Source organism: Ignavibacterium sp. (assembly GCF_025998815.1).
Taxonomy (GTDB): Bacteria; Bacteroidota; Ignavibacteria; order Ignavibacteriales; family Ignavibacteriaceae; genus Ignavibacterium.
In genome coordinates this window covers 594,610-606,389 of sequence record NZ_AP026678.1, presented here as the reverse complement: position 1 = coordinate 606,389, position 11,780 = coordinate 594,610, and the positions used below count along the sequence as shown (strand labels likewise).

At 34.5% G+C, this 11,780-nt stretch carries 6 protein-coding genes, 1 tRNA gene and 2 pseudogenes; 3 read left to right on the top strand and 6 right to left on the bottom strand.

Annotated elements, in window-relative coordinates:
* Positions 1–16: 16 nt before the first annotated feature.
* Positions 17–1,234, bottom strand: a complete 1,218-nt coding sequence (locus Q0X14_RS02600) for a C1 family peptidase (protein WP_297842045.1) — start codon at positions 1,232–1,234, stop codon at positions 17–19.
* Between the two features lie 358 nt (positions 1,235–1,592).
* Here Q0X14_RS02600 and Q0X14_RS02595 point away from each other — a divergent pair, with 358 nt between their 5' ends.
* On the top strand, positions 1,593–4,703 hold the full coding sequence (locus Q0X14_RS02595; RefSeq protein ID WP_297842041.1) for a type ISP restriction/modification enzyme: 3,111 nt from the start codon (positions 1,593–1,595) through the stop codon (positions 4,701–4,703).
* Between the two features lie 535 nt (positions 4,704–5,238).
* Here the strand turns inward: Q0X14_RS02595 and Q0X14_RS02590 are convergent.
* Entirely contained in the window at positions 5,239–6,156 is a 918-nt protein-coding gene (locus Q0X14_RS02590) for a DUF6569 family protein (protein ID WP_297842038.1), read from the bottom strand.
* 132 nt (positions 6,157–6,288) lie between these two features.
* On the opposite strand from Q0X14_RS02590, the gene Q0X14_RS02585 reads away from it, so the two are divergent.
* Positions 6,289–7,155 (top strand): WYL domain-containing transcriptional regulator, encoded by an 867-nt coding sequence (locus Q0X14_RS02585; RefSeq protein WP_297842035.1) that lies wholly within the window; start codon positions 6,289–6,291, stop codon positions 7,153–7,155.
* A 51-nt stretch (positions 7,156–7,206) separates the two neighbouring features.
* A pseudogene (locus tag Q0X14_RS02580) lies at positions 7,207–7,374 on the top strand (hypothetical protein); the annotation flags it as partial.
* 39 nt (positions 7,375–7,413) lie between these two features.
* Here the strand turns inward: Q0X14_RS02580 and Q0X14_RS02575 are convergent.
* The 4 genes and pseudogenes from Q0X14_RS02575 to Q0X14_RS02560 all read right to left on the bottom strand — a co-directional run.
* A pseudogene (locus tag Q0X14_RS02575) lies at positions 7,414–7,686 on the bottom strand (SulP family inorganic anion transporter); the annotation flags it as partial.
* 173 nt (positions 7,687–7,859) lie between these two features.
* Positions 7,860–7,933 (bottom strand) — tRNA-Arg (locus tag Q0X14_RS02570).
* A gap of 519 nt (positions 7,934–8,452) precedes the next feature.
* On the bottom strand, positions 8,453–10,027 hold the full coding sequence (locus Q0X14_RS02565; RefSeq protein ID WP_297842030.1) for an OmpA family protein: 1,575 nt from the start codon (positions 10,025–10,027) through the stop codon (positions 8,453–8,455).
* A 153-nt stretch (positions 10,028–10,180) separates the two neighbouring features.
* Positions 10,181–11,779 (bottom strand): OmpA family protein, encoded by a 1,599-nt coding sequence (locus Q0X14_RS02560; protein ID WP_297842027.1) that lies wholly within the window; start codon positions 11,777–11,779, stop codon positions 10,181–10,183.
* Position 11,780 lies beyond the last annotated feature (1 nt).

Sequence of the window (11,780 nt, the reverse complement as noted above, 5' to 3'; positions counted from 1 at the left end):
GTGAAAATTCGTGTAATTAGTGGCTGAACTTAGCAAGCAAATCTTTCACTGCATCTTTATGAACAAGAAAATCCATTATCTTTAGTTTAACATAATCCTCGTGGTAGAAATAGTATCCAACCGGCTCAACATTTCTCGCACCTGCACCTGAATCTTTAATCAGAAACCACATCTTGCCATCCTGCTCTTTATAACCGACAAGATGAATTCCGTGATCATCGGTAGTGGTTTCATTTGAAAAACGAAATTGTCTTGCATTCTCGTCAATGTATTCAGCCGGAATATCGAAAGTTGGAACAACAGCACATTTTGTCCACGAATCATAACCTGGCTCTGATACATCACCACCAATTGCAATTGTAAATCCATTTTTGATTGCCGATTTAATTGCATTCATAAAATCATCTAATGGAACATTGTAATAATCTTTATTGTGCCACCAGTTATCTGGAACTTCGTACTCAACCTGTTGCCAGTATGGTTGTTGCATATAGGAAAGAATATCAACATAATCATCCATATTTAGTTTCAGATAATCTTTCAGAAAAGATTTTGGATTATATGTTTTCCCTTCATAAGTAAAAGTTGCAGGAGGTTCACCCATATAATGATTCAATATTGCCTGAATATTTTCAACTGCTTCTTCTTCATTCCACATATTATTTTGTTTGCAGCTCTTTAAATAATTTTCCATTTCATTGAACATTGCACGATGATCGTGATGTTTCTGACCGGGAAGTAATCCGTTGTAAACCTCTTCAGGAACAGCTCCATAAGTTTTATAAATTCTAGTTACAGCATTTGCTTCACTGCCTTCACCGAAAAACGAATCACCGCGTTCCCGAATATATCTTTTAGCTTTCTCAACATACTCCCAGTAAGCAGTAAACATTTCGGATAATTTTACTTTTTTATTGTGAAGACGATAAACCTCAGATTCATAAAAAGAAGTTGTAGAAAAAGACCAGCAGGTTCCGGTCTGACCTTGTGAAATAGGTTCATTAAACCAATAATATTTGAATTCATCAAGTGATTTAGGAAGATTTTTATAAGAACTGAAATCCAGTTTGAATGATTTTCTTTTTTGCTTTTCTTTTTGATTGAAAGCTTCAATCTCTTTCATCATCTCCTGATAGAAACCGGGTTTTGATTCGGTAAATACGGCTTTATCCTTTACTTGCGGAAAAGCGATAAATGAAAAGACCAGTAAAAGAATAAATAATTGCTTCAGCATAAAAACTCCTGAAAATTGTTTGTTGAAAATTATATAAAAAATAATTTGAACCGAAGTTAAACCCCTTGCTTAAGAATCCGGGACAATTATTACACGGAGAACCACAGAGAAATCACGGAGAGAATGTGTTCTCAATTAATATTACTCCCGAGAAAATGCATTTTGCCATTCCGTAAAAAATATTTTTTTTCGATTCGACTAATTTCCGTTTTAAATCCGTTACAAAGCCGCTTTAAAGCCGTTGAAGGTGATATGCAAATAGATTTATAAGTCGAAACATTTTATCCTTTATTTATAAAATCCTATTTTTTGTTCAAAGAAATTTATAATTATAAAATATTCCTTCTTATTTGAAACAATGAAAAACCTTTTTGAAAAATATACAACTGCAATTTCAAAAAAGTTTTCACATCCGGAAACTTCCGAAATGGGTTATCGCACTGACTTCGAAATTCTTCTTCAAGGCGTATTTGAAAAAATAAATGTAAGACGAATAGACCACGATCCAAAAGCAAAGCACGGCAACAAGCCCGATTTTATTGTGATGAAAAACGATATTCCGATTCTTTACATTGAAGCGAAAGCAATCGGTGAGTCACTTGATAAAATTGAAAAGTCCAAACAGATGGAAAGATATTTTGGCTATGCTAATCTTGTTCTTACAGATTATGTTGAGTTCCGTTTTTATAGAAACGGAATGAAATATCAGGAACCGATAAAGATTGCCGAATATGATTTAGATAAAAGAACACTTACTCCGCTGCCTGATAATTTTGAGTTTGCTGCAAAGACTTTGATTGATTTTACTCAATCACACAAAGAACCGATTAAATCAGGCGAACATCTCGCGAAAATTATGGGAGGAAAAGCACAAAGAATAAGAGATAATATCAGAGAAGTGCTTGCTAAAAAAGATGAAAAGAAACCTGAGATTCTTAATGTTTATAACACAATTAAAAAGTTACTTGTACACGATTTGAGTGAAGAAGATTTTGCTGATATGTATGCTCAAACTTTGGTTTATGGATTATTTGTTGCAAGATATTACGATAACTCTCCCGAAAACTTTTCCCGACAGGAAGCACGAGATTTAGTTCCTGCTTCCAATCCTTTCCTAAGACATTTTTTTGATCACATTGTTGGGCCGGACTTTGACAAACGATTAGAGTACATCGTTAATGAGTTGTGCGAAGTTTTTGCTCACGCTGATGTTCAGCAATTAATGAAACAATATTTTGGAAATGGTCATGCTGAATTTATTTCAGCATCTTCAGATGAGACCCTGAAACGAGTTCAGGGTGACAATGTTGGACCCGATCCGGTAATTCATTTTTATGAAGATTTTCTTAAAGAGTATGACGCTGAACTCCGCAAGAAAATGGGCGCTTATTACACTCCGTTGCCAGTTGTAAGATTTATTGTTCGCTCTGTTGATTATCTTCTTCAAAAGGAATTTAATCTTCCTTCCGGATTGGCTGATACTTCAAAACTTGAAAATGGAGTGCATCGAGTTCAAATTCTTGATCCGGCAGTTGGAACGGGAACTTTTTTAAGTGCTGTTATTCGTGAAATTTATCTTAAGCTGAAAAACAACGGACAGATTGGACGCTGGACAGCTTATGTTCATAATGATTTGCTGCCGCGTCTCCACGGTTTTGAACTGATGATGGCTCCCTACACAATTGCTCATCTTAAACTTAGTATGGCTTTTAAAGCAACAGGTTTTAAGTACTTTAACCGCCGGCTTGGAATTTATCTCACTAACTCACTTGAAGAAAGCGAAAAACAAGAAGGTTTATTTGCCGGTTTTGGTTTTGCTGAAAGTATTGCAGAAGAATCCAAAGAAGCCGCAAAAATTAAAAACGAAACACCGATAATGGTTGTAATTGGTAATCCACCTTACAGTGTTAGTTCATCGAACAAAGGAAAATGGATTACAGAACTGATTAAAGATTATAAGAAAGATTTGAACGAACGAAATATTCAACCGCTTTCAGATGATTACATAAAATTTATAAGATATGCAGAGCATTTCATCGAAAAGAATAAAACCGGTATCGTTGCGATGATTACCAATAATTCTTTTTTAGATGGAATCATTCATCGCCAAATGAGAAAGCACTTACTTGAAACATTTGATGAGATTTATATACTTGATTTGCACGGAAGCACCAAAAAGAAAGAAACCGCACCGGATGGAAGTAAAGATGAAAATGTTTTTGATATACAACAAGGTGTTGCAATTTCAGTAATGATTAGAAAATCAGATAAAAAAGAAAACCTTGGGACTGTGAAGTTTGCTGAAGTTTATGGATTAAGAGAAAACAAATTTTATTTTCTTGATGAAAACACACTTAACACAATTAACTGGAAAAAGATTGAATTTAGTGAACCGAATTATTTTTATACAAATAAATCTTTTGGAAATAATTATAAATATGAATTGGAAGAATACAATAACGGGATAAATTTAAGAATATTATTTCCTAAGAACTCAATGGGAATTGCCACTGGTAATGATTGTCAACTTGTTTCTATTTCAAAAGAAATAATATCAAAAAAATACTCTAGTTCTTTCAAATTTTATTATAGACCATTTGATATAAGGTACACAATATTTGACCATAAGATTTTACAAAGAGCAAGGTTTGACTTAATGAAAAATTATCTTTTGGGTAAAAACTTAGGATTAAATATTGTTCGACAATCGAAAGGCAAGGGAATTGAAGTTTTAGTCTCAGATAATCTTACTAATAGAGATTTTATTACTAACCACACTTATAATTTCCCACTTTATTTATTTTCTAAAGACGGCACAAAAATCCCAAACCTCAAAAAAGAAATTGTTGATGAAATAGAAAAAACAGTTGGAAAAGTAACACCCGAGGATATTCTCGATTACATTTATGCGGTGCTTCACTCGCCATCTTACAGAGAGAAGTACAAAGAATTTTTAAAGATAGATTTTCCACGAGTACCATATCCAAAAGACAAAGAAAGTTTCAAAAAGCTTGTTAAACTTGGCACAGAACTTCGCTCACTTCATCTGCTCGAATCACCAAAAGTAAATAGGTTTATTACAACATATCCTGTTGGCGGGGATAACAAAGTTGAAAAAGTAAGATTTGAAACCGAACAAGATGTCATTTCGACCGAAGGGAGAAATCTTTCCACTAAACACACTAAAGATTTCTCAGTCTCCGCCCATGGCGGATCCTTCGAAATGACAATTAATCCTGATAGTAAAACCGGGAAAGTGTACATCAACAAAGAACAATACTTTGGCAATGTACCGGAGATTGCCTGGAACTTTTATATCGGTGGTTATCAACCCGCACAAAAATGGTTAAAAGACCGCAAAGGTCGTACACTTACCAACAGTGATATTGAACATTATCAGAAAATTATTGTTGCATTAGTTGAGACTGATAGGATAATGAAGGAGATTGATAAATTAGCTAATTGGTAATTATTAGAATTGAACTCTTCCTAATCCTTCTCTTAGTAAGAGAAGGACTTTTTAATAGCCATAACTAAACATTCAAAGTGCTGTCAAAACAATGAGGATTTTGTTTTGTATTTATACTAAAGTCTCTCTCTTTTTAAGAGAGAGATTTAGAGAGAGTTCATTATTAAAACACTGTTAATTTGTTCAATCAAACCCATCCTAAATCCTTCTCTTAAAAAGGGAAGGACTTGTTTCTTTTTTTATTATAAGTCTCTCATTTAATTATTGAGGGTTCATTATTAAAATGATGTTAGTTTGTTCAATCGAACCCATCCTAAATCCTTCTCTTAAAAAGGGAAGGACTTGTTTCTTTTTTATCATAAAGTCTCTCCCTTCCTAAGGGAGAGATTTAGAGCGGGTTCAAAATGAATTTGAACATTAGGAAAATTATCAGGAGTCGTCTGCAATTATACGGGAAAGGAAACAATTTATCTTCCTCGCAGTCCCCCAGAACTGCGAGGTTTTAATTTTTAATGATATGTTTTAAATGAGCTAATCAGTTTTTAACCGGTTCGAGATTGAGTAAAGTGAAATGAATTAAATGCTCATTGTAAGACAACTCCAACGCAACTAATTTATTGCTGTCATATCTTTTTTCACGCCCGACACCTACTCCATTGTGAACTGTAAATTCCAGTTTCTCCAGTTCATCAAAAAGATTGAGTGTTTTGAATTTAGCTTCCGCTTCGGTTATCTTGTTTTCCTTATCCTTCAGATTATAAACCTCCGTAGCTGCACTTCTCAATCTCTTTGGATAGTATTCGCGATAAATATCAATACGATTGAACAAATCAATACTCAGAGGAGAATTATCTGTAAAGATTGCCAATCCATTTGCTTTTTCATTCAGTGGAAACTTATCAATAAAGCTATCGAGTGATTCTCGTCTTTTATTCATTATGTCAGTTAAATCACTGCTTACTGAAAAGGCATTTAATTCCAGCGAATATTCGTTAACTGAATCCCAGACTTCTCCCTGATCTGCAAAATGTCCGCGACCTCTTTTAAGATTTGTTGTAACTGCTTTTAACTTCTGTGCTCTGATTCTGTCAGGAGAAACATAATCACTCGATCTGAACTTGTCAGAAATGGAACGCCATCTGCCTTGTTCAACACAGCTTACAGGCAAATTGATTTTTGAATTTGGAGCAACAAAAACACTTGTGTTTAGTACTCGATTCTGTTTTGCACCGACAAGTATATCTCCATCCATAAAGAAAACATATTTATCGGAAAGATTAACCAACTCAAGATTATTTACACTGCCTGTAATACTGACTTCGCGAACCTCGATGAGGTTTTTTGAAATCGCTGCGGGACCGGAAATGTAATCAAAAGTATTCTGCTCAGTGCTTGCAAACTGAACGACTGAAAGCCTCTTGTGCTTGTTGAAAGAAAGAATTTGAACTTGCATTTTGAACCTCCATTAATTGTTGACCGAAATCTAATTCACTCATGCTATTCGAAGCGTATCATTGTGTGATACTAATTTGATGAATCATTAACAAATATTATTTTGCAAAAGATTTTTTAGTGGGGTGAACTTATGTTCGACTTTCAGACCAAATTCAAACGACAGATTGAAATTCTTGGAATCTGTCTTTCCGAACAGGCACAAAGACCTATCCGTACCTTCGACTTAGCTGAATTTTTCGGAGTAGAGGAATTAACCATTAAAAGAGATTTGAGTGAACTCAGATCTTATGGAATTGATATTCATTCTACAAAAAGGGAAGGTGTTTGTGTTCACACAGAATTTTCGAAGCAAAAACTTGTTGATATTATTCTGGATTACACTTCATTAAATCACAATGATTATGCACTCGATAAATCAACATCTCTTCTGGTTGAAAAGCTTGGAACAAATGCATTAAGTATTCTTGTTGCACTACAACTTTGTATAGACAAAGAAGAGATTGCCATTATTGATTACAATAAAATCGGGACGATGGTAGAGCAAAGAAAAGAAGTTGAACCTCTGCTTATTTTTCAAAGTGATGGAAGCTGGCGACTTCTTGCAGTGAATGACGGAAAGATTAAACAATACCTTATTGATAAAATTACAAGAGTAAGAAATACAGGAAAGAAATTTCAGAAATCTAATTATGATGTTGCTGATTTATTTAAATACTCGTGGAAAAGCTGGCTTGGTCAGGAGAAGCACGAAGTGAAGTTATGGCTTTCAAAAACCTGGGCTGAAAGAATAAAACCGAGAATGCTTGTAGCAAATCAGAAAATTACAAAACTAGAAGACGGCGCAATAATTTTTGAATGTACGGTAAATTCGCTTAACGAAATTGCCGGCTGGATTGTAAGCAGGGGAGAAGGAGTGAAAGTTCTCGAACCTGAAGAATTAAAAGAAACAGTTATAAATCTCGCAAAAGGAACGCTCGCAAATTATCCTGATGAATAAAAAGTATCACATCCTGATACTGTTCAAATATCCTAAAAATTTATTTTTGAAATGAATTTCACAAACAATCATAAAGAGGATGCTATGAAAATTATCCGAATGAACAAACTGAGCGGCGGAAAGACCCTGGCTTTCTTTGATATTGAAACTGATGATGGAATCATTATCAAAGGATTCAGGATAGTTGATGGCAACAATGGTAAATTCATTGCTTCACCCGATGAGAAAGGCAAAGATGGGAAATATTATGAAACTGTAATATTGTTGAATAATTCCGTAAACAATAATGATAAAAGCACCAGTTGGACCACCAATTTGAACCCGGCTTCCACCAAGAAAAGCTATAATGAATCCAGCTATTATAGCAGTTATAATTCCTTTTTCAGGGGTTACACCACTTGCAATACCAAAGGCAATTGCCAGAGGCAGAGCAACAATACCAACGATAACTCCGGCAGTGGCATCTGAAATGAATTGCTGTTTGTTGTAGTTTTTAAGGGTTGTAAAAAGTTTTGGTTTGAATGATGACATAAAAAAAAGAATCTAAAGCATAAATAGTAATAATAAAGAATCTCACAAAAAGTGAGCTCGCGTTAAAATCATATTCTTTTATTAAAATGAAGACTTTAGTACGCCCAGAAGGACTCTCCAAAGGATGCTTTGCAGAACCTTCAACCTCCTAAGATGCAAATTAAATAAGTCAGTACACCCGGAAGGACTCGAACCTTCAACCTCCTGATCCGTAGTCAGGTGCTCTATCCAATTAAGCTACGGGTGCAAATAAATTAAAAATTTTTAACGAACAATTTTTATTTTCTCTGACTTAACCAGTTCTTCTTTAATACAAATAATCAGAGTAAAATTATATTTTAAAAATCAGCCAGAATTCTTAATTATATTATTTCCGAACCTTCAACCTTCCCGACTTGTCGGGATGCTCTATCCAATTAAGCTACGGGTGCAAATAATTAATTGTAAAAGCTGGTGCAAATATAAATTATTTTGCAGTATTTAGAAATTTGTAAATCGATGATATTTGGTCAGAGGAGAAAAAACATTTAAACCACAGATTGCACAGATTAAACACAAATTTTATCCATAAACTTATATCAATATTAAAAAGTCATTCATCAATTCAATTATACATGCAAGCGGGAGACATTTCGTAATTCAATCAATCAATCATTCATTCAGCCATTCAAACAAAATGCAATCATTTAATAAGGAATCCTTAATTTCATCTCATAAAAAAAGGGTGTCTTTTCAGACACCCTTTACCGAAACCTGAATTATGATTTTACTTGATTCTTGTAAATTCAATTCTTCTGTTCTTTGCTTTACCTTCTTTTGTCTTGTTATCAGCAATAGGTTTGTCTTCACCATAACCTTTTGTAGTAATTCTCTTCGGATCAATTCCTTTTTCAACTAACCAAGCTTTAACTGCGTCTGCTCTTGCTTGTGATAACTTAAGGTTGCTCTTAGCACTACCATCGCTGTCAGTGTGTCCACCGATTTCAACTTCAATTTCCGGATAAGTTTGAAGAGTCTTGAGTGCTTTCATTAAAGTCTCTTCAGATTCAGGTTTAATTGTAGATTTATTTACATCGAAGGTAATTCCTTCAAGAATAATCGGAACACCAACTTTAACAACATCATCTTCAGCATTTAATGGATCGGTGCCACGTTTTACTTCAACACCATCTTCAACTGTTCCACCGTCTGTATCTTTATTCAACGGATTGGTCTTGTATTTCATTACTTCATCACCATCGCTTAATCCATCACCGTCAGTGTCAACTTTCAATGGATCAGTCTTGTATTTCATTACTTCATCACCATCTTTTAATCCATCACCATCAGTATCAGCTTTTAATGGATCAGTCTTGTATTTCATTACTTCTTCATTGTCATTAAGACCATCGTTATCAGTATCAGCTTTCAACGGATCGGTCTTATGCTTCAGAACTTCATCACCATCATTTAATCCTTCTCCGTCAGTATCAGCAACTAAAGGATTGGTCTTGTAAACTTTAACTTCATCGTAATCACTCAATCCATCAGCATCAGTATCCTTATTTAAAGGATTAGTTTTATAGTTCAAATATTCATCACCGTCTGAAAGACCATCACCATCTGTATCCGGATTCATTGGGTCAGTACCAATTTGTTTTTCAAGACATTTTCCTAAACCGTCATTATCTTTATCAACTTCGCAGTTTTCACCGACAAATGAAAGACCGAGAGAAGCATTGAAATAAGAGTCCCAAATATCATCTGAACCAGCTCTGTATGCATCAAGATCATAAGTAGAAGTCATTGCACCACCAAGAGCAAAATCTAAAATAACATTTTCAGTTAATGCAAATTCAGCACCTATTCCTGCGGGAACGAATGCAGCCCAACCTTCATCTTCTGTAGCTTTACCACCAACGATTGAAGGTTTTGTGCTAACAGTGTAACTTACAGCTCCGGCGCCTAAATACAGGTAAGGATTCCAATCGGATAAATTAAATGGACTGATTCTTAATCTGAGGTGGAGCGGAACTAATTTGGTTTCATATTCACCAAATGTATTATTAGCATCATCAAAATATGCCTTACCAGCATATTTACCATAACCACCATTGATAGAAAGTTCCAGAGCTTTTGTTAATTCAAAGCCGATGAAAGCTTCACCGAGCCAGGAACCTTTATACCAATCGAAGCTGAAGTTATCATTTCCGCTGAAACCGAGGTTAGCAAATTCGTTTTCAGGGAAAAGAATATTACCACGGAGACCAAATTTATATCCGTAGTCTTTTAATTGTGCGTAGTTTTGTTGACTAAATGCCACCAAAACTACTAACAGAACAAAGTAAGATAGTTTTCTCATATATATACCTCTTGATTAGTTGGTAAAAATGATTGTAGTCGAAACCCTTGTTTGCATAAAGTAATAATTTATGCGCTTAAATATTTTGATTTTAATTTACTTATCAAAACAATTTAACTGTTGAATAGTTAATTTTTGATATAAATCAAGTGTTTACTTGATTCTTGTAAATTCAATTCGCCTGTTCTTTTGCCTTCCTTCAGGAGTATCATTTGAGGCAATTGGTCTATCCGGTCCGTAGCCTTTTGCAATAATTCTTGCAGGGTCAATTCCATTTCTTATCAACCAGTCTCGCACTGCATTAGCTCTTTTTTGTGATAGCTCGATGTTCTTTTTATAAAGTCCTGTTATATCCGTGTGTCCACTTATTTCAACTACAATTTCAGGATAACTTTGCAGAGTAGTCAATGCTTTTCTTAAAGTGAATTCAGATTCTGCAGTGATATCTGCTTTGCCTGTTTCAAAGTAAATTCCTTCAAGTACTATTGGAACTCCAACTTTAACAACATCATCTTCTGCATTAAGTGGATCAGTTCCTCTCTCAACTTCGGTTTTATCATCAACAGAACCACCATCCGTGTCTGTATCAAGAGGATTGGTTTTATACTTAAATATTTCATCGTAATCGTTAAGTCCATCATCATCCGAATCAGCTTTCAGAGGATTTGTTCTGTATTTAATTACTTCTTCTGCGTCATTCAATTTATCAGAATCACTATCAGATTTCTTTGGATCAGTCAGATAAATTAACAACTCCTCTTTGTCAGTCATTCCATCCATATCCATATCAGCTTTAAGAGGATCAGTAAAGTATTTGATTATTTCTTCTCCATCATTTAATCCATCGATATCTGTATCCTGAATTAATGGATCGGTTTTGTATTTATTCAATTCTTCAAAATCAGTTAGTCCATCTCCATCAGTATCAGCCAGAAGGGGATTTGTATGAAACTTAAATATTTCATCATAATCGCTTAAACCATCAAGATCAGTATCTGGTTGAAGTGGATTAGTCTGATACTTATTAACTTCCTCGCCATCTTTCAAACCATCCGCATCTGAATCAGGATTTTTTGGATTTGTGCCAAGACTTTCTTCCTGGTTTTTTGTTAATCCATCTTTATCTCTGTCTGAGCTTCCGCTCTCACCAGTAAATGTTATTCCAAGTGAAGCAGAAAGCATAAAATCATGTATCTCATCTTCTTTGAAATAATTCAAGTCATCACTTAAAGTGTAGGCGCCTCCAAAAGAAAAATCTAAAAGAACATAATCGCTAATCGCAAACTCACTACCTATTCCAGCAGGGAAATATCCTGTCCAACCACTTTCATTGACAGATTCTGGTGAAATTGATCTTGGAAAATCCTTAACAGTAAAATTCATACCGCCACCACCAAAATAAAAATATGGATTCCAACCTTTTACATCGAATGGACTGATTCTTAATCTTATATCAAGTGGTATGATGTCAGTTCGGTAAATGTAATTTGTATTATCTGAACCTCTGTAAAAACCATAACCAGCAGTTAATTGAAGCTCTGTAGCTTTAGTAAGTTCAAAAGCTAAAAATCCCTGTGCTAACCAGGCAAACTGATAGTTACTGAAATTCAACTGATCAATTGGATTAAATTCATTAACGGGAAGAATTTGATTATATCTTAATCCTAATTTTGTGCCCCATTCCTTGAATTGCGAATATGAGTTATTGCTAAGGAATAATAGGACTAAAAAAAATATAATATGTTTTTTCATT